Origin of the sequence: Kaistella polysaccharea, assembly GCF_020410745.1 — a bacterium.
Classification (GTDB): domain Bacteria; phylum Bacteroidota; class Bacteroidia; order Flavobacteriales; family Weeksellaceae; genus Kaistella; species Kaistella polysaccharea.
Genome location: NZ_CP084528.1, coordinates 2,373,164 through 2,394,549 on the forward strand (window position 1 = coordinate 2,373,164; position 21,386 = coordinate 2,394,549).

At 36.9% G+C, this 21,386-nt stretch carries 15 protein-coding genes; 12 read left to right on the forward strand and 3 right to left on the reverse strand.

Annotated features, from left to right (window positions below; translation table 11 throughout):
• The first annotated feature begins 64 nt into the window (after positions 1-64).
• From LC814_RS11020 to LC814_RS11060, 9 genes are read left to right on the forward strand one after another with little or no spacing between them, the layout of a single operon-like run.
• Positions 65-1,099 (forward strand): EpsG family protein, encoded by a 1,035-nt coding sequence (locus LC814_RS11020; protein ID WP_375373408.1) that lies wholly within the window; start codon positions 65-67, stop codon positions 1,097-1,099.
• Positions 1,099-2,061 (forward strand): glycosyltransferase family 2 protein, encoded by a 963-nt coding sequence (locus LC814_RS11025; protein WP_226063978.1) that lies wholly within the window; start codon positions 1,099-1,101, stop codon positions 2,059-2,061. Before LC814_RS11020 ends, LC814_RS11025 begins: the two co-directional genes overlap by 1 nt.
• Complete coding sequence (locus tag LC814_RS11030; RefSeq protein WP_226063979.1) at positions 2,058-3,164, forward strand: glycosyltransferase; 1,107 nt, start codon at positions 2,058-2,060, stop codon at positions 3,162-3,164. Before LC814_RS11025 ends, LC814_RS11030 begins: the two co-directional genes overlap by 4 nt.
• On the forward strand, positions 3,154-4,296 hold the full coding sequence (locus LC814_RS11035) for a glycosyltransferase family 4 protein (protein WP_226063980.1): 1,143 nt from the start codon (positions 3,154-3,156) through the stop codon (positions 4,294-4,296). The genes LC814_RS11030 and LC814_RS11035 overlap by 11 nt, the downstream gene beginning before the upstream one ends.
• A complete protein-coding gene (locus tag LC814_RS11040; RefSeq protein ID WP_226063981.1) occupies positions 4,297-4,908 on the forward strand; it encodes a sugar transferase in 612 nt (203 codons plus the stop codon).
• A gap of 11 nt (positions 4,909-4,919) precedes the next feature.
• Entirely contained in the window at positions 4,920-5,966 is a 1,047-nt protein-coding gene (locus tag LC814_RS11045; protein ID WP_226063982.1) for an ATP-grasp domain-containing protein, read from the forward strand.
• 3 nt (positions 5,967-5,969) lie between these two features.
• Positions 5,970-6,779 (forward strand): NAD-dependent epimerase/dehydratase family protein, encoded by an 810-nt coding sequence (locus LC814_RS11050; protein ID WP_226063983.1) that lies wholly within the window; start codon positions 5,970-5,972, stop codon positions 6,777-6,779.
• Entirely contained in the window at positions 6,776-7,429 is a 654-nt protein-coding gene (locus LC814_RS11055; protein WP_226063984.1) for a metallophosphoesterase family protein, read from the forward strand. The genes LC814_RS11050 and LC814_RS11055 overlap by 4 nt, the downstream gene beginning before the upstream one ends.
• Before the next feature lie 53 nt (positions 7,430-7,482).
• Entirely contained in the window at positions 7,483-8,037 is a 555-nt protein-coding gene (locus LC814_RS11060; RefSeq protein ID WP_226063985.1) for a sugar transferase, read from the forward strand.
• A 1,193-nt stretch (positions 8,038-9,230) separates the two neighbouring features.
• On the opposite strand, the gene LC814_RS11065 is transcribed toward LC814_RS11060, so the two are convergent.
• The 3 genes from LC814_RS11065 to lplA form a co-directional block, all read right to left on the reverse strand.
• Entirely contained in the window at positions 9,231-9,524 is a 294-nt protein-coding gene (locus tag LC814_RS11065; protein WP_226063986.1) for a GIY-YIG nuclease family protein, read from the reverse strand.
• A 548-nt stretch (positions 9,525-10,072) separates the two neighbouring features.
• Positions 10,073-10,366, reverse strand: coding sequence for a GIY-YIG nuclease family protein (locus LC814_RS11070; protein ID WP_226063987.1), 294 nt, complete (start codon positions 10,364-10,366; stop codon positions 10,073-10,075).
• A 278-nt stretch (positions 10,367-10,644) separates the two neighbouring features.
• On the reverse strand, positions 10,645-11,628 hold the full coding sequence (lplA, locus tag LC814_RS11075) for a lipoate--protein ligase (RefSeq protein ID WP_226063988.1): 984 nt from the start codon (positions 11,626-11,628) through the stop codon (positions 10,645-10,647).
• 304 nt (positions 11,629-11,932) lie between these two features.
• On the opposite strand from lplA, the gene LC814_RS11080 reads away from it, so the two are divergent.
• The 3 genes from LC814_RS11080 to LC814_RS11090 all read left to right on the forward strand — a co-directional run bounded on the left by LC814_RS11080 (position 11,933) and on the right by LC814_RS11090 (position 21,337).
• Positions 11,933-14,569, forward strand: coding sequence for a T9SS type A sorting domain-containing protein (locus LC814_RS11080; protein WP_226063989.1), 2,637 nt, complete (start codon positions 11,933-11,935; stop codon positions 14,567-14,569).
• A 387-nt stretch (positions 14,570-14,956) separates the two neighbouring features.
• Positions 14,957-17,287, forward strand: coding sequence for a RemA C-terminal-like gliding motility protein (locus LC814_RS11085; protein ID WP_226063990.1), 2,331 nt, complete (start codon positions 14,957-14,959; stop codon positions 17,285-17,287).
• A gap of 234 nt (positions 17,288-17,521) precedes the next feature.
• Positions 17,522-21,337: a T9SS type A sorting domain-containing protein gene (locus LC814_RS11090; protein ID WP_226063991.1), complete on the forward strand. Its 3,816-nt coding sequence runs from the start codon at positions 17,522-17,524 to the stop codon at positions 21,335-21,337.
• Positions 21,338-21,386 lie beyond the last annotated feature (49 nt).

A 21,386-nucleotide genomic window follows, 5' to 3' on the forward strand; every position in this document is an offset into this window, starting at 1 on the left:
TTTGTTCGACTGGATTCCCTTAAGCAGCTACACAGCAATTTATTATCACTTCATGTTTTTCCTGATGGTAATTATTTTGTGGCATTCAACTCAAAATGATATTTTCTCCGAAGATACGCGCAGATTTTCACAAATATTCGGTTTTTGCCTGCTTGCTTTAATTTGTTTTTACATGGGAAATAGACCCGTAAGTGGTAAATATTTTATTGATATGGGTACCTATGCTCAAATTTACAGGAAAGTACAATCTGGTGAGACTTTCATAATTACTTCAGACTATTTATTTAATTACTTCATGATTGCCTGTACGAAAATTATGAACGAGCGGTGGTTCTTTTTTCTATGTGCACTGATTTATACAATTCCTTGCTATATCTTTTCCAAAAAATATTGTGGCACTTATTGGTATTTTGTTTTTTTTATGTTTGTAGGGTCATTTTCATTTTGGGCTTATGGAACCAATGGCATTCGAAATGGAATGGCCACCGCAATATTTATTTTAGCACTATGTTTTTATAAAAAGAAAATAATATTATATATATTAATTATAATTTCTTATTTTATCCATAGTTCTCTAATCATTCCGATTGCAGGTTTTGCAGTTGCAGGATTTCACAAAAACCCTAAAACTTATTTGATTATATGGTTAGCGGCCATTCCGCTTTCTCTGGTCGGAGGGAGTTTTTGGGAAGGATTTTTTGGCGGATTAGGGTTTGGTGACGATACGCGTGCAGAAGACTATTTAACAAAAGGAAATATAAATAATGATACTTTTGCGTCAACAGGATTTAGGTGGGACTTTGTATTTTATTCTTCCTTCGCCGTTTTTGCAGGTTGGTATTTTATTTTTAAGAAGAAAATCACCGATACATTTTATATTCATCTCTGGGGAACCTTTATGATTGCAAATGCGTTCTGGATTTTAATCATTAGAGCTAATTTCTCCAATAGATTTGCCTATTTATCCTGGTTTCTTATGGCTCCCATAATTGCGTATCCACTTTTGAGATATAAAATGTTTCCAAATCAGTATCGTATTATTGGTGGCGTGATAGCACTGTATTACTTATTCACTTATTTAATGTTTATAAAAGGGTAATGAAAAAAATACTTTCTATAATTATACCATGTTATAATGTTGAAAAATATATAGTCACATGTCTAGAATCAGTTTATTCAACTGGGCTCCACGAAGAGAAGTTTGAGGTAATTCTTGTTGATGATGAGTCTCCGGATCAGGTGGTTAAAATTGCGTCTGATTATTTGGTGGAAAAGACAAATTATAAAATAATAAGACAAACAAATAGGGGTTTAGGTGGCGCTAGAAATACAGGCATTAAAAATGCTTCAGGCAAGTATATTATTTTTTTGGATCCCGATGATACCTTAGTTTTACGAAATTATAATTTTTTAGAAAATTGCAATGCCGACATTGTTCAACTTGCATCTGAAAATATATCAATTTATGGTGACGTTATCTCAGCATATAATCCTCCTGACATTAAAAATATTACAGGAAGAAAATTTTGGTTGAATAATTTGATTATGCCATCAGCATGTAATAAGATTTACCTAAGAAGTTTTCTTAATAAATATAGTTTGGAATTTAAAGACCATCTCTATAGTGAGGATATTGAATTTAACGCGCGTGCTTTTTTCTATGCTCAACATGTAACAGTCAAAGGTATTTTAATTCAGCGATTTTTGCAGTCACCTAATTCAATTACTAGAAATAAGAGTATCACAAGTAGGAAAAAGCTTTTTGATGATCTATTTAACATTATAAAATATCTTGTAATATTTAAAAAAGATAATTCAAAGTCATTAGAGGATAAAAAGTATTTTGATAAAATTATTAGTGATGTTGGTCTAGGTGTACTAAATTTGGGATTACGAAATTCAATCGAAAAATCTGAAATAATTAGAGTGAGACGTTTTCTATTAGATAATAAAATCCCTATTTTCACGATTGTATATGATAATAAAAATAAAAACCTGTTTAAATATATTTTGCGCATGCCATTCTCAATTAACTTATTAAAATTGATATTTACAAAATGAGAGTTCTCCAGGTGATAGATAGCCTACCATCCACTAGTGGTGGAGCGAGGTTTGTAGGTAAGTTGGTGCAAAAACTGGTTGAAAGAAAAATTGATTGCCACCTTTTACTTATTGATGGTGCCAATTCTCACTTTTTGGATGAGTTACATTTAGCAAATATAAAAATTATTTCTTTAGATATTAATGTGAAAAACAGATATCGTTTTACGTATGTTAGAAAAATCGCTGCTTTAATGGCGGAATATGACATAGTACATGTTCATATTTTTCCGGCTTCCTATTTAGTGGCTTTTGCATCTTTGTTTACAAAATATAATATACCAATCGTATTTACGGAACACAATGCCTATAATCGACGAGCGACACACAAGGTTTTTAAATTTGCAGAAAAATTTGTGTATAGTAGATTCTCCAAAATCGTGGGCATTTCTTCCGCAGTGGAGTTTTTCATTAAAAGCCATTTAGGTATTAGGGGAGATAAGATTGAAGTTATTGATAACGGTGTTGATTTCAATTCCATCAATAATAGTTCAATGGCCAATAGGTCGGATTTTAACCTTTCACCTACAGATATTATTTTGCTTATGTCGGCGAGATTTGCAGATCAAAAAGATCAAGGTACGGTAATAAGAGCGCTGGCAGGCTTGCCGGAAAATTATAAATTATTATTTGCCGGAGATGGGCCTAACCTCGAAAAATATAGAAAATACGCAGAGGACTTAGGTGTTCTTCCACGGGTGAGGTTCTTGGGATCAAGAAGTGATATATTTCAAATTATTAAGATGTCCGATGTTAATATCTTAAGTTCGCATTATGAGGGCTTTGGGCTCTCTGCGGTTGAGGCAATGTCAGCGGCAAAACCAATTATTGCCACAAATGTGCCTGGTGTAGCTGAGGTGGTGGAGGGCGCTGGTTTGCTTTTTAATGTAGGTGATCATGAGAAGTTAACATCGTTACTTTTTCACTTAGGTACTGATCGTCTTTTTTACAACGATATTGCGGAGCGGTGCTTTGAGAGATCTAAATTATATGATATAGAGATTATGACCGATAAATATATTAAAGTTTATGAAGCTGTTTTAAAAGAAAATAATGGTAATTAAAAAGAAATTATTTATCGTCACCACCGTCCCTATGTCTTTTGTTTTTTTTAAAGGGCAACTTCTGAAATTACGAGAGAAATTTGATGTTACCCTTATTTCATCTCCAGAGAGCGCTTTGTACGAAACAGCAGATTTTAACAAAGTAAAAAGTCATGGTATAAAGATGGCTAGAGAAATTTCTTTATTTTCTGATCTGGTAAGCCTTTTTAAATTATTGCTTTATTTTTATAAAAATCGGCCTGATCTGCTGCACGCAAATACTCCCAAAGGAAGTTTTTTGTCTCTTTCGGCAGCTTGGTTTTGCAAAGTTCCTACGAGAATTTATTATGTTCATGGATTACGGTATCAGGGAACGAACGGCCTTAAGAAAAAGCTACTGATGAGCATGGAGAGAATTTCATGTTTTTTTGCAACCGATATTATTGCAGTGAGTAAAGGGGTACGAGAGGTGCTGCATACCGACAAAATAACAAAGGAAAAAATCAAAGTAATTTGGAACGGCAGCGCAAATGGAATCGATCTTAATTATTTTGATCCAAACCATTCTGACGTTAAGAATATACGACCGACGTTCGCAATTGCAGAAGATGATTTTGTATTCGGCTTCTTAGGGAGACTGGTTCGTGATAAGGGCATCAATGAACTTGTAGAAGCATTTAATCAATTAAATGGGGAGTACTCGAAAATTAAATTACTGCTGGTGGGTAGTTATGAAGACCATTTGGATCCATTACGAGAAGAAACGATTTCAGTAATTAAAAGAAACAATAATATCATTGAAGCAGGCGTACAATATGATGTTCGGTCCTATTTAAATGCGATGGACCTATTTGTATTTCCATCGTATAGAGAAGGCTTCGGGATTGTTTTAATGGAAGCAGCCGCGATGAACGTTCCTGCAATCTCTTCTGATATTATAGGCTGTAACGAAATTATTGAAGATCATGTGAACGGGTTTTTAATTCCGCCAAAAAATCACACGGTGCTCTATGAAAAAATGAAATATGCACTTGAAAACAAAGATACGATTACTACCATGTCACAGGTACCCAGAGATCTAATAAGCGCCAAATTTGAACAACGCAGGCTCTGGGAAGAGCTCCTTAAATTTTACGATAAAATAGCTTATTAAATGTATAAAAACTTCTTCAAAAGACTTATTGATTTTACAGCGGCACTGGTGGGCTTCCTTCTCATCAGTCCTGTTTTTCTTTTTGTTCTCATCGGTCTTTCTGTTGCCAACAAAGGCAAACCTTTCTTTTTTCAACGTCGTCCCGGGAAAGAAGAGCGGCTCTTCAACATCATAAAGTTTAAAACCATGAACGATGACAAAGATTCAGCAGGTCAATTGCTGCCTGACGAACAACGGCTTACGGCTCTTGGTAACTTCGTGCGTAAAACCTCCCTCGATGAAATTCCCCAGCTTATAAATGTCGTCAAGGGTGATATGAGTCTGATCGGACCACGACCTTTATTGCCTGATTATTTGCCATACTACAATGATTTGCAAAAACGTAGACACGAAGTCCGACCAGGAATTTCCGGATGGGCACAGGTCAATGGACGAAACGCCATTAGTTGGGAGCAAAAATTCACCTATGACGTTTGGTACGTAGATCACCTTTCCTTTTTTATCGATGTGAAAATTATATTTCTAACTTTGAAGAAAATAGTAAAAACTGATGGTATCACAGCTGATGGACATGCAACAATGCCCCGTTTTGATAACCAAGATAAATATTAATTTAGAATAATATGGAAAAAAATATTTTAGTTACAGGTGCTGGAGCACTGTTAGGTCAAGGCATTCTACGTCTACTAAATATCGCCGATTTCCCCAAAAAAATTTACACTGCTGATCCAGATCCGAGATCTACTGGTCACTGGTTGGGAGATTTTGCCATCACCATTCCCAAAGTTTCAGACGCAAATTATATTGACGCGTTAAAAAAAGTAGTTGCTGCGTACAAAATTGACGCAATTCTGGTTGGAACTGATGTTGAACTTCCTATTCTGGCTCAATATAAAAAAGAATTTCAGGAATATTTCAATTGTAATGTGATCGTTAGTAGTGAAGAGGTCATTGAGATAGCAAATGATAAATTCCTCACAGCTGAATTTTTAGAACAAAATAATTTTCCTTTTCCATTCTCGGTAATGGCTGATAGTAAAGCTAAGCTCTCCGAAATCGAGGAAAAGCTCGGATTTCCTTTGTTTGCTAAACCTTTTGATGGTGCGCGCTCTTTAGGTATTAAAAAAATTCATGATCATGCAGAGTTAATGGAGATTTACGATCCTGAAAGTAATCTTGTTGTTCAGCAATATCTAGATGAAACTGAGGGCGAATTTACGTGTGGCTGTTTAGTACTTGGAGGCAAATGCGTTGCAATCGTTTCTTTAAAAAGAGACTTACGGGACGGCAATACGTATAGAGCTTACCGTGATGAGCACACGTCAAAATACGATGAGTTTATTATTCCCATAGCGGAAAAACTGAATCCCGACGGACCGGTAAACTTTCAGTTTAGAATCGCCAATGGTAAACCGGTTATTTTTGAGATCAACGGGCGTTTTAGCGGAACTACACCGATTAGACATTTTTTTGGGTTTAATGAAGTAGAAGCAGTTCTTAAATTTTATCTTTTCGATGAAAAGGTAGAACAGCCAAATTTGCGAAAGGGAATCGTAATGAGAACCTGGTCTGACCTTTTTATTGATGAAAACCAAATTGAGAGCCTCAAAGAAAACAATATTTTAGAAGATCCAAGAGCGGAATTCTTTAATTTTAATTTAGAGAAATAAAATATGAAAAATGCTGTAGTGGTTGGCGCAAATGGTTTTATAGGGAGTGTTATAGTTAATAAACTGATTGAACGCGGTTTGAAAGTTTATGCGGTGTACAATACTAATATTGATCGTATCAATTTAAAAGCAACGGTCATCACCAATGAAGAAGTTCTAAAATTATCGTTAATTCCTGATCTGATCTTCTTTCTAACAGGAAATTACGCCACACCCTATTCTGAGTTATTAGAAATGAATAACATGCTGTATACGTATGTTAAAAAATTTCCCAGTAGCAAATTAGTTTACGTATCTAGTGCCAATGTATATGGAGATGCGAATTGGTCAATTGTCGAAAATTCTCCTTTTGTCAATCCCGGAACTTATGCGCTATCAAAATTAGCAGGGGAATTTATAGTTCAGTCACTGGAGCGTTATTCAATTGTACGTTTAGCCTACGTATATGGCCCGAAAATGACCAATACATCTTTTATTCCAAGCCTAATTAAATCTGCAAGAAATCATAATAAAATCACCTTATTCGGCGAGGGCGAAAGAGAACAAGACTATATTTATGTTGATGATGCTGCCGACCTTTGCATAATGGCTGCAAACACTCATACTAATGATATTTACTTAGGTGCAACTGGAAAATCAACCTCCAATTTGGAAGTTGCTAATGAAATTAAAAAATTTATAAATTGTGAAATAGTATTAACAGGAACTGAGAATGCTTCTTCGTTTTATTTTGATCCTTCTTTGACATTTAAAAAATTAAACTGGAAGCCGGCAACATCTTTATCTCAAGGTATTAAAAATATTGTAGCATGATAGTAACGGTCTTTGGAGATGTTCATGGCAATTTAGTTGCTTTGGAAAAATTATTTCAAATAGAGAAGGATGATACCGATCTTTTTATTTCTCATGGCGATATTGTCAACTACGGTCCGTGGAGTAATGAATGTGTAGCGTTTTTGAATAAAATCCCTAATATTAAGCTATTAAAGGGCAATCATGAGGAGTTTTTTATTGCTGGAGAATATGAGGGTAAAAATGAGGTGGCACAAGCCTTCTTCCAATTTTGCTATCCGAAATTTGATGCTGAATTAATTAACAATATCTCTAATTTTGATGATCACATTTCAGTGGGAGATTATACCATTAGGCATACTTTAGGAAACCAATATATTTTCGCCGACACCAATATTGAAAATCTTGAAATAGAGACAAATTATATGTTCGGTCACTCACATCAGCAATTTAAAAGAGATAAGAACTCTTACTTCTTGTACAATACGGGAAGTATTGGTCAGAATAGAAGTCTGCTCAACTTGTCCTGTTATTTAAAATATGACACCGACAAAAACACGGTTGAAATGAAAAGTTTTGTTCATGATATTGGAAAAGTGATTCAGGAAATGGAAAGTCAAAACTATCCTCAAATTTGTCTTGATTATTATAAATCTAAGAAGTTATTTTGATAATCTTTACTACCGTCTAATTCCTCACAAAACCCATAAAATTCTCTAAATCGTTGATTTTAAAACGTCTCTTTGATATCCTCTTTTCTCTTCTCGGACTTCTTCTTGTAAGTCCGCTTCTTCTGGTGATGGTGCTCATTGCTGCGATCGATACGAAATCGAACGGCCTTTTTCTGCAACAGCGCATCGGACAATATGGAAAATCCTTTCGCATTGTCAAGTTGCGCAGCATGTGCGCTGAAACGCACTCCATCTCTACTTTCGGAAAATTCCTCCGCAAATCGAAAATAGATGAACTTCCCCAGCTCTACAATGTTTTAAGGGGTGACATGAGTTTCGTCGGTCCACGCCCTGATATTCCTGGGTATTATGATAACTTAAAGGGAGAAAACCGAAAGATATTAGAGTTAAAACCGGGACTCACTTCTGAGGCCAGTCTGAAATACTATGATGAAGATTCACTTCTCGCGCAACAGGAAGATCCTTTACGCTATAATGATACTATTCTTTTTCCGGATAAGGTGCGCATGAATCTGGAGTACTATTATACGCGCAGTTTCTTGGGTGATCTGCGCATCATCGCAAAGACTTTGTGGCGACAGTTCTAGTGCGACACTTCGAGTAGCGCAAAGCACGAATCAAGAAGTATTTTTGCTGAAGGTCTCGATATAATTTTCCTTCGCTGTGCTGCGGAAAACCACTCGACCTGACGCTGGAGCTTAATTGATAATGTCATCATTTCGAGTAGCGCAACGCGCGTATCGAGAAGTATTTTTAATAAAAAGGTCTCGATATAATTTTCCTTCGCTGTGCTCCAGAAAATCACTCGATCTGACGCTGGAGCTAAATTGATAATGTTATCATTTCGAGTAGCGCAACGCACGTATCGAGAAGTATTTTTAATAAAAAATCTCAATATAATTTTCCTTTGCTTCGCTTAGAAAATCACTCAAATTTTACCGAACAAACCTATAGAATTTCTTTATTTTACTTTTTATCTTGACATAAAAAGTAACAAAAAGGTCAAGACTGGATTTATTTACTAAAAAATTAAAATTTATTCTAACAAAATCTCCAAACTTGCGCGGATCGTTAGATTATATCTTGAATAGCGACTATTGCCGCGCTTCGGACACTGGAGATTTTTATGCCTTATCTATTGAAAATTTTAACAGGAATAAATTTCAATTTTTATTAACGTAAATAACTCCTAAGTCAATCTTAAAAGCTTAAAATTTGTTGTCGTATCATTTCGAGTAGCGCAACAAAGTGAAGCGTATCGAGAAGATAATTATATAAAGGTCTCGATACAATTTTCCTCCGCTTTGCTCCAGAAAACCACTCGACCTGACGCGTCGTTTTGACAAGCAACGTTCGTCACTTCGAGTAGCGCAACGCGCGTATCGAGAAGTGTTTCTATAAATTGGTCTCGATACAATTTTCCTTACTTTGCTTCGGAAAACCACTCAACCAGACGCTGCCACTTAATTAATAATGCCGTCACTTCGAGTAGCGCAACGCGCTTATCGAGAAGTATTTTTAATGAAAGGTCTCGATACAATTTTTCTCCGCTGTGCTGCGGAAAACCACCCGACCTGACGCGTTATTTTGACAAGTAACGTTCGTCACTTCGAGTAGCGCAACGCGCGTATCGAGAAGTATTTCTATAAAGAGGTCTCGATACAATTTTTCTCCGCTTTGCTACGCAAAACCACTCGACCTGACGAAAGATTGAGATCAGAAACATTCGTCACTTCGAGTGCGGCGCGCAGCGACGTATATCGAGAAGTACATTAAAATCCTACTTTTTAAAATTCTTTCTGGCCAGATTAGTCAGATCCTCAAATCGCCCCTCAATCAAAGCCTGTTTTTTAGCGTGGGACCACTTTTTAATTTTCTTTTCGAATTCGATTGCTAGATTGATATCCATAAATTGGCAGTAGAATACAAGTTCCACTGGAAGTCTTCTCGATGTATAAGATCCGTCGTATTTCCCCTGCTGATGCTCCGCCAATCGCTGCTCAATATTTGCTGTTACACCAACATAAAAAGTATGATCAGCACATTCTAAAATATAAACGAACGATGTTTGCATAGTCGTGGTGTTTGCATAAAATTAGCAAATAGTTTTAAAAGGTATCGATACAATTTTCCTCCGCTTTGCTGCGGAAAACCACTCTATCTGACGTGTCATTTTCAGAAACAACGTTCGTCACTTCAAGTAGCACAACGCCAGTATCGAGAAGTATTTTTGCTGAAGGTCTCGATCCAATTTTCCTATGCTTTTGCTACAGAAAACCACTCGATCTGACGCGTCGTTTTGACAAGCAGCGTTCGTCACTTGGAGTAGGGCAACGCGCGTATGGAGAAGTCTTTTTAATAAAGAGGTCTCGATATAATTTTCCTTCGCTTTGCTCCAGAAAACCACTCGACCTGACGCGTCATTTTGACATGCAATGTTCGTCACTTCGAGTGCGGCGCGCAGCGACGTGTATCGAGAAGTATTTTAATGAAAGATCTCGATACAATTTTCCTCCGCTTTGCTCCAGAAAACCACTCGACCTGACGAGTCATTTTGAGAAGTAACGTTCGTCACTTCGAGTGCGGCGCGCAGCGACGTGTATCGAGAAGTATATTAAGATCCTACTTTTTAAAATTCTTTCTGGCCAGATTAGGCAGATCCTCAAATCGACCCTCAATCAAAGCCTGTTTTTTAGCGTGGGACCACTTTTTAATTTTCTTTTCGAATTCGATAGCGAGATTGATATCCATAAATTGGCAGTAGAATACTAGTTCCACTGGAAGTCTTCTCGATGTATAAGATCCGTCGTATTTCCCCTGCTGATGCTCCTCTAATCGCTGCTCAATATTTACTGTTACACCAACATAAAAAGTATGATCAGCACATTCTAAAATATAAACGAAAGAAGTTTGCATAGTCGTGGTGTTTACATAAAATTAGGAAAAAGTTTTAAAAGATCTCGATACAATTTTCCTTCGCTTTGCGGCGGAAAACCACCCGACCTGACGCGTCTTTAGATAATTAGCATTCGTCACTTCGAGTAGCGCAACGCGTATCGAGAAGTATTTTTAATGAAAGGTCTCGATACAATTTTCCTCCGCTTTGCTCCAGAAAACCACTCGACCTGACGAACTTTTAATCACCACATTACCGAATCACCACATCACCACATCACCACATCAACATCAACCCATCATTTAAAAGCCTCCACCACTTCATCTACCGTTACTTTTCCAAAATATTCGGTCAAATCAACAGATTGCAAAAGTTTTTCAACCGCATCAGTTTCGTGTTTTTGGCCCACGAGTAAGGTTTCTAATTCTTCAAGGGGTTTGGATGCAAAGAAATCACCGAAGATTTTTGCTTTTTCGATAAGTCCGTGAACGACATCGAGGTGGACTTCAATAAAACCCGCCGGGATTTTAATCGCTTTCTTAAAATTATACTGCGGCGAAAATCCAAAGTTCCAGTCCCAGGTTTCGTATTTTTCTTTTTGGAGCTGCTCGATGCCCGCAATATCTTCTGGTGTTAAAGTGTAGGTTTCCGCCTTTGGATTGTTATTGCGAATTTCATCCAGGAGCCATATCTTCAGTTGATTGGTTGTCGTGTCGGCGGGCAGATAATCGATCAGATTCGTCACGCGCGACCGCGTAGATTTAATGGCTTTGTCAATGAATTTTAGGGGGTTTACTTTCAGCGCATCGCTCAAAACTGCCATTTCAGAATTGAGTAAAATAGTGCCGTGCTGGATTATCTTACCGTGGCGCGCCAGTTTGGCGTTGCCACTGAATTTCTTGCCGTTTACAAGAAGGTCGTTTCTTCCTTTGAGTTCTGCAGGCACGCCCAGTTTATTAAGCATCGTGAGAACCGGTTTTGTAAAGACAGAAAAATCCCCGAAATCATTTTTTCCCAATAGCGTGTGGAAGGAAAAGTTCAGGTTTCCCAGATCGTGGTAAACCGTTCCGCCACCCGACATGCGGCGCACGACTTTGATGTCTTTCTCCCGTACATAATCCAGATTGATTTCTGCCAGCGTATTCTGGAACTTCCCTACGATGATGGAAGGTGCATTTACATAGAGTAAGAAAATATCTTCGGTTGGAAAACGGGTGAGCAGATATTCTTCAGAAGCGATATTGAAATAGGCATTGGTGGAAGGCGAGTCGATGAGGAGCATAGGTTATTTTAATGCAAAAATAAAGAATCTGTGTGAAACCCTAAAATGATGATTAATATGCAAATTGTGGAAAAAAAGTTTTCAAATCTAAATTTTAAGGAGATGTAAATCTTAATACAAATTATATAATACTATTTATTCCTTATTATAAAACAATATAAATTAAATATTTGCCAATAAGTATGATTCATAGGGTAAGAATTTAATAAATCATGCATTAGTTGACCAAATATTTTGATATTAAAAAAAAATTGTTATACGAATGGAATTTATTTAATTATATTTGTAACCTTAAACAAATGTTATGAAATCAAAAATTATTTTTTTAAAAGACTTTCCTACCGGGAATAAGCTTTTTCTTTCTTTCGTCTTCACCTTATTTTTTGCACTTTTTTCCGCGCAGCAAATTGGTGATTATAAATCTATTACCTCCGGTAATTGGGAGACTACAACGACTTGGGGGGTTTGGAATGGGTCAAATTACGTGTTTAACAATACTTCTCCGAGTAATACTACGAAGTCGGTAACAATTGGTACTAATACAGTCGTGACGGTTGCAACAGAAACTATTGTGAGCATTGGAGAATTAATAGTAAATGGTAGACTGAAACTAAATGCAAATTTAAATTTAGTTAACGGGACTACACAAAATTTGACTATCAAGACTGAAAGTACTGCCTTTCCAAAAGCAGAGATTTATTGGGACGCTGCTGTTCGCCTTACGATTCCTGAAGGTGCTGGAGTTTTTATTGATCTTAACAGTAATGGAGGTGCCTTAGGGCTTACAAGCAGTGGGTCTAATGGATGTACTAATAATTCTGAATTTTACATTGGAACAGCCATCTATGCCAAATGTACAGGAAAGGGGAATACGCCACGTCTATTTAGCGATGTAAACACGGCTGGAGGAACACCGAAAGCGGCGCCTTCTTCTGATTTGTATCTCCTTTGTAAGGGAACAGTAGCAAATATTACTGGAGGACCTAATGGGATGACATCGTACACATGGACCTATCCAAAAAATGTAGCTACAGGACCAAATATCAATAATACAACCGGGACATCCTCAATTCAGAACTTGGGTGCAGTAACTTTTACAGCTGGTGGAAATCATACATTTACGCTAAAAATAACAACTCCTGCAATTGATGGAAATCCATCAGTTTCTAACACCCAATCAATTGTTATCAAAGTAGAAAATATTCGTACCTACACAGGTGGTGCATGGGATGGCGGCAGTACGCTTCCAAAATTTGAATCCATAATTATAAATGATAATTACGTAGTTTCAACTTCGATGGATGTTTGTAACTGTACGATCAATTCGGGAAAAACTTTAACGGTTAATGCCGCTAAACATATCAATATAAGTAATGATTTAATCAATAATGGGACTTTACACATCTCCCCTACAGCCTTTGTTGATGTTAAAAATAACGTAAATAATGCCGGTTTCCTTAATGTGACACCGAATAGTTATTTGAAAGTTAATAACAATATCACTAATACCGCACCGACTGAGCCGGGATTCAATATTCAGAACGATGGAAATTTAATCCAGGTACTAGATACAGGAACTTATACAGGAACAGGGAAGTTTATTGTATACCGTGACTCCCGGATGTCGAAAAATAATTACACCTATTGGAGCAGTCCCGTAAAAGCACAAAAATTAGTAGATTTCTCTCCGAATACTGCTACTAGTAGATTTTATCAGTACATTACTTCAACAGATCTATTCGCCACAGTGGGCAACGCAACTAATTTTAAGCTTGGAAAAGGGTATGCTATAATGGCACCAAGTACGTATACAGAAAAGCAAACCTTTACCGGTATTTTCAAGGGAGCTGCTCACACCGGAACTATTACGAGTGATGAAAATCTGTCCGCAGCAGGAAATGGTTATAACTTAGTTGGAAATCCTTACCCTTCAAATATTGATTTCGATTTATTGTATAGTCAAAACGATGATAGGATATATCATACTGCTTATTTCTGGACGAATGTAGATCCGTATAGAAAAGGAACAACCAATGGTGATACTGCTTACGCAGGAAATGGATATGCAATTTATAACGGAACAGGAGGTGTGGCTGCTACGTCTCCTGCTACCTCTCCAGTTCCTGGACCTGGTATGACCTCGCCTGTACCCACCAAATTTATTAAATTGGGGCAAGGATTTATCGTAAAAGCAAAAGTTGCACTACCACTTAAATTTAGTAACTCAATCCGGGTTGAAACTGACACTTACTTCTTCAACATGAGTAAAATGGCCTCTAAAGACCGTTTCTGGTTGAAATTAACAACACCAGCAGAAAATGTAAATACTATTTTAATAGGATATGTTCCTGAGGCGACCAATGGTTTTGAATGGGATTATGATTCGCCACTTTTTGCTGTAGGTTCAGATTCGTTCTACAGTATTTTAGATGACGAAAAGTTGGGAATTCAAGGCCGTGCTTATCCACTGGACACTCAAGATGTAGTGATGCTAGGAACCAAACATTTTGAAACGGGGAAATACACCATCAGTTTAAGTGAAAAAGAAGGTATTTTTGCCGGGGAACAAAGTATTTACCTAAAAGATAAAGACGCGAAAACATTAACTGATTTAAGCAAAGGTGATTATACCTTCACCGCAGCGGCCGGTGAGTACACCAACCGTTTTGAAATTGTATACTTAACAACTACCATGGGAGTAGGGAATGATGTTAAAAAAGGAGTAGAGGTTTACCGTGATGGTTCTGACTTCGTCATGAGATCTTCTGCGAAAAACATTACAACCTACGAATTGTATGATATGAGTGGCAGAATGATCATGAATCAGAAAACGAATGCAAAAGAAATTCGTTTCGGTGCAGATCAATTGCTGAAAGGTGCTTATATTCTAAATGCGCAGCTGGACGGTGGCGAACGCGTGGTTAGAAAAATAATCAAATAAACAATTTATTAAATAGTTGAAGAAAGGATGAGTGGTTGCTCATCCTTTTTTTGTGGGAATAATCGGTCTGTGTACCCAAAAGTCTAAATTATTTTGTTAATGCTTTAAATTTAGCGGACAGACAATTGAGTGGAGCAGGTGAAAAAAAAGAAAAATAACTGCAAATTTATATAAATGTGGAATTTCCTCATTTTTTTCGTTAAAAAATAGAGTAAGCTGAAAAGATTGCAGCTTTGCGTTGTGTTTTAATAAATATTTTAATAAAGGGCATGTGATAATGTACTTTCACACCTTTGAAGGTTTCAAAAATAAAAAGTATTTTTGCGACCTGAACAAATAAAAATCAATGTGGGGTCTTCACAATCGACGCCGTAATAAAATGCAATTATGATTAAAAAACAACTATTTTCTATAGTTCCCGTATTTTTGGGAATTATGGCTTTTTCCCAGACCAATTTGAATACTTCAGGTTGTAACACCATTCCTGTACTTACGGCCATAAATACTTTCGAAGGAGGAACTCAAAGTCTAGCGGCTACTGGTACTTTTACTAAGGTGAGTGGTAATAGTAAGGGTAATGGAAGTCTTCCAAATAATTTACCCGGCGGAAACGGAAATGGTGGGTTACGAATTTATGGTAAAGGTGGTGACAATGAAACACATCCTTTGTATACTTCTGCTCAGACCTCGTGGTACACAAGAGGAACAACTACGGCTGTTACATTCGGTAGTGTTAACGTTATCAATCGCACCAACAGAGTGATCACATTTAATCTTGCGGCATTCGGAACAACTACAGGTACGATATTCGGCGCAGCAGATTTAGTTAAATTGGAAGTAAGAATACCAGGTTCAACTGAATATTCCTCAGAAATCATAGTTACAGGGAATGGAGCTACGGGAGACGGTTCAAGATTTGACTTCGCAAGTGGTTCTACTTTTACTGAAACGTATGATGGAAATAAAATTCCTACAACCATAGCGGGTACTTACAATGTAATTAAGCTACAATTGCCAGATAATGTGAATTTTAACAATTTAGATTTCAGGATTACGGCAACATCTACTGACGATACCAAATTATGGTTAATCGATGACGTAAAAGTAACCGACGGTGCTTCTCCGGTAACAAAGACCTATTCAGCAGGAGTCTGGAAAAATGCTAATGGCACTACCGGTATTGCGCCTACATTTTATGAAAAGGCAATTATTGAAGGGGCGTTTACTGGAAGTTTTACCGCGTGCGAATGTGAAGTTAAAACAACTGGATCTGTAACGATACCTTCTAATGATATCGTTACGTTGAATAGCAAGTTGGTGAATAATGGAATATTCACTGTAGAAAGCGACGGTAACTTTATCCAGATTGACAATGCTGCAGTTAACACAGGGAATATTGTGGTGAAACGTAATTCATCCATGCAGAAGAATGATTATACGTACTGGAGTAGTCCGGTTGCAGGTCAGGAATTAAAAGGATTTTCCCCCAAGACCAGTGCTACCAGATTTTATAAATATGATGAGCCGACGAATTTGTTTGTAACGGTTCCATCTGCTGGAGTTAATTTTGTTCCCGGTCGAGGATATGCAATTATGGCACCGTCAGACTATACTACGACTCTACAGACTTTTGAAGGTAAGTTCACAGGAGTTGCGAATAATGGCGTAATCACGTCTCCAGTTACATTCAGCGGATCTGCTAATCAGGGCTATAATTTAGTTGGAAACCCTTATCCATCAAATATTGATTTTGAGAAATTGCATTCTTTAAACAGTGGCACTATTCCTTTAATTGCATATTTCTGGAGGAATACTGATCGCAACAGGAAGGGCTCTACCAATGGAAATACAGACTATCGTGGTAATGGTTATGCCATGTATAACGGTACAGGTGGAAATCCGGAAACAAACGGTGGCGCAGCACCTACCCAATTCATTAAAGTGGGACAGGGCTTCATCGTCAAGGCAGGGATTACCAAAGATCTAATTTTTAACAATACAGTTAGAAATGGAAAAGACACCAGTATCTTCTTTAGCAAAAATGCGGCTTCTGATAAGGACCGTTTCTGGCTAACGTTAACAAGTCCCTCTAATAATGTAAATACGGTATTGATTGGATATGTTCCAAATGCAACAAATGAGTTTGAATTGGGTTACGATGCACCTTTATTGGCTATAGGATCAGATTCTTTTTATACCATTTTGGGAGACGAAAAATTAGGAATTCAAGGTAAAAGTTATCCCTTAACGAAAGAAGATGTAGTTGCTTTAGGAACTAAACATTTTGAAAGTGGTAAGTATACTATCAGTTTAGGGAATAAAGAAGGGATATTTGCAACTGGGCAAAACATTTATTTAAAAGATAAAGAAACCAAGATTACAACAAATCTAAGTGAAGGCGATTATACTTTTAATGTTAATGCGGGTGAGTTTTCAAACCGTTTTGAAATCGTTTATTCAGCTAGTGCCGCTTTAGGAGTTGGGGTTGATGCAAAGGCAGGAACTCAACTATATAGAGAAGGTCAGGATTTTGTAGGTCGTTCAGCGAAAAAGATTACAGGCTTTGAATTGTTTGATATGAGTGGTAGAATGATTATGAATCAGAAGACGAATGCAAAAGAAATTCGATTTAGCGCTGCTGGTTTATTGAGTGGTACCTATATTTTGAATGCCCAATTAGAAGGTGGAGAACGCTTTTCTAAAAAGTTGATCAAATAACAGATTTTCTTTAATTTATAAAAAGGATGAGTGAAGGCTCATCCTTTTTTTTATTGCTTAAATAAAACAGGCACTAAATAAATTTATATTTTTATATAATCTAGTGATAGTCGGTATTATATAAATTATAACCATATTTATATAATTATTAATGCATATTAGTTTAAAATAAAATGAAAAAAGTGATTTAGTGATAAAAATAAATTTGTAGTTTTGTCTTCTAATTCACTGATTATGAAAACAATTCTATTTTTGACCTCATATCGTATTTTTCAAAAAACATCGCCAAATTTAGGAGACAAACTATGTAAAAAATACTTGTTTGGTATTCTTTTGCTTTTGACCTTTTTATTTAGCGGTGCATCGAATATTCATCCCAAATTCCGGATGGATATTCTCTCTTCTGAAAATGTGCACCAAGATTTACCATTAACAATCGTTGCACCTTCGGAAACTGTTATTTTAAAGTCGGTCAATGAATTTACCACAAATGATTACAAGACAGTGGGCGGTTCTGGACAATTGTGGTCTGATCCTGCGATCTGGCAAAAATATAATGGAAGTAATGGTTGGAATGCTGCAGGTGCAGATGGCATTCCACCTACGACTGCGAATGTCCATATCTTCGGGTCTGTAAATAGTGACGGTGTTCGCACAGCCAATCAAATCATCATCGAGACAGGTGGAATACTGACTGTTTCGGGTGCCATGGTTTCAGCAACTAAAACGCTTGTAAGGTCAGGCGGCTCATTGCGATTAAATGCGCCCCTGACGAATAACGGTATTTTTGAAATTGACGATCAGGGAACAGTCAATTTAAATTATACTACTGCGAGCGGGACATCGGCCCTCTGGAATGGAATAGAAAATTTTCATAACGGCTCAAAACTTACTATTCAAAACTGGAATTATACTGCGGCAAATGGGGCAAACCGTCTTATTCAGAATCCCAGTCAAATTTCGGCAAATTCAGACAGTTATTATTTCGGAAATTTGATCATTACGGGTGAAGTGGCTTCTAAATTTGTTCTCATCAATGGAGCACAAAACATTAATTTATGTCAAAATGATTTCACCGCTAACGGAATAGGGAAGAATATTATCTTTACAGAGGATGCAGCAAGGATCACTGTAGGTGGTGATGTGAATATTAAGGATGGACAGTTAAGCTTTGCAGCAACGGGCACAGGTGATCCTACTTTAACAATTGGAGGAAATCTTAATATCATTAAAGGTATATTTAATCTCAATCAAACAAACTCAGACACATCATTGGCGACGGTAAATGTTATGGGTAATTATTTCGTAGGTTTAGAAGGAGTGGTAACCAGTACAGACACTAACAGTACTTTTAATTTTGCAGGAAAAGCTAGAGGTAGTACCGATGAAAACATTCAGAGCATCGATTTTCATGGATCAGCACTTTCTTTAAATAACGCTATTAACTATTTTATCACCGATGGGGCTTACGTGAAATTGAAGAATCAAGATTTCATGGTGGGTAGTGGTTCAAAAGTATTTGTGCAAAGCAACGGCTCTCTAGATTTTGGCTTCAATAATTCCACCGCCTTAAATCTAACGAGAATTCCAACCCAAAGTAGTTTTACATCAGGTCAATTTTTTGAAGCGCAGACAGGAAGCACCTTGAAAATTTCTTCACCAGATGGTATTAATACGGGTGTAAGTAATTATTTAGGGAATGTGAAAATAGGAGCTACCAGTTCCGACAGAATATTTAGCTCCGGAGCAAACTATCACTTTCAAGGAAAATCTAATCCTGACCAGGTGCTGGCGGTAGGAGCCGATCAGCTTTCCGGCAACGGATTACCTACTGCCGAGTTGACTGGTAATATAATCATTGATCTTGATACCAAAAGTATAGGCAAAGATGATGTGAGTTTTCAGTCCATAGGAATTCATAAATTCATGTCGGCCGGAAGTTTAAAGATTATTAAAGGAAAAGTTATTGATAATGCCGGGAATGGTTTTGAGGATGAGCCAGGAAATAACGGGAATTTTGTTATGATGGGCGGTCGGTATAAAATATCGCGCGGTGGTACGCAACCTGGTTTAGGTGGTTCCTATAATTTAACTTGTGGTGTCATAGAATTCGCAGGCAATTCTTCCCTTTCAATAAGAGCTGGAAGTCCCAAATATTTGAATTTGGAAATTTCTGGAACAAATGTTTCGGCTGGTACTGGTTTGAATTCAGGTTTAACTTTTCAGCAGGGAGGTACCTTTACAATAAAAGAGGGTGGAGTACTAAAAGTTAGTAACCTTGAAGGTTTTGCAGGTAACACTTCTTCGGCAATTAAAAATAGCGGAGCGCTTTCATCTTTAATTCTCGCACCCAATTCTACGATCGACTACAACAGAAATATTTTGGATGAGGTGCAAAAAGTTACATCCCATCCTGTGACATTACCGGTAGGATTCCATTATCAAAATCTAACAATCTCTGGGAAAAGCAAAAAAATAGCAATCGCAAATACAAATATTAAGGGACCGGTTGTGGTGAAAACTGAAGGCATATTTGAGATCCCAACTCCAACTGTTATTACTGCACTTGATCAGATAAATGTGGAAAATGGCGGTACATTTATTTTAAATAATGATACTAACTTAATGCAATCCTCAGCTACTCTTCAAAACGATTATATTCAGAACACGGGAAATATTACGATGGTTCGTAATTCTCCAATGAAAAAGAATAATTATACCTATTGGAGCAGTCCTGTTTCGGGCGCTAATTTAAAAGAGTTCTCCCCAGATACAAGTATAGCTCGTTTTTACGAATACTCAGAACCTACTAATTTATTTCAAGCGGTATCGGCGGCCAGCAGCTTCATTCCTGCAAGAGGATATGCGATCATGGCTCCTAAACATTACACGTTGAATCAAATACAGATTTTTAACGGTGCTTTTAAAGGAGTGCCAAACAATGGTATTCAAGCTGATGGCAAAAATTTAGAATTCCCCCTTTCATTAAGTAGTGGTAGTAATCAAGGTTTCAATTTAGTTGGGAATCCCTACCCATCAAATATCGATTTTGAGAAACTTTTTGAATTGAATATGGATAAGATATACAATACAGTGTATTTTTGGACCAATGTGGATCCGAATAGACCAGGCTCTGAATATGGTAACACTAATTATAGTGGTAACGCTTATGCAATTTACAATGGAACTGGTGGAGTTTCGTCAACAGCAGCGATTGGGTATGCGGGACCGGAAGGGCCAATTCCTACACAATATATTAAAGTAGGTCAGGGTTTTATTGTCAAAGCTAAAAGAGATGGTCCGCTAATATTTAATAATTCCATAAGAAATACCTCAGGCGCCGGTCACTTTTTTAGCAAGAATGTGAGAGATAAAATTGAAAAAGACCGATTCTGGCTCAAATTGACCTCGCCAGCAAATAATGTGAGTATGCTACTGATTGGTTATGTTGAGGGAGCAACTCAGGAATTTGAATGGGATTATGATGCCCCTTTATTCACATTAGGTTCTGACTCGTTCTACAGTATTTTGGATGATAAAAAATTAGGTATTCAGGGAAGGTCTTTTCCTTTAACTGATAATGACGTAGTTAAACTGGGAACCAAACATTTTGAAGCGGGTGAGTATACGATTAGTTTAGGTACAAAAGAAGGTGTTTTTTCTACTGCTCAAAAAATTTATCTTAAGGATAACGATAAAAATATTATCATAGATCTTAGTGAGGGAGAATATTCTTTTAATTCTACTTCGGGAGAGTTTACGAGTCGTTTTGAAATTATATACCGAACGGAGAATATATTAAGTACCGAAAATCTAATGATCGAAAATTTAACGATATATAGAGATGGAGAAGATGTAGTCGTTCGACTCAATCCTAAAAATATTCAACGTGTTGAAGTCTTTGATATGAGTGGCAGATTAATTTTAAAAAATGATAATTGCAGGGACGATGTTCGTTTTAATGTGAGCAATATCATAAAAGGCACGTATATTGTAAAAGTGATTACCGATGCAGGGAGGACCTTGACCAAGAAATTTAGAAATGATTAATCAATACATTTCAATTTAAATAAATGTTATATCTTTGTAAAAATATTAA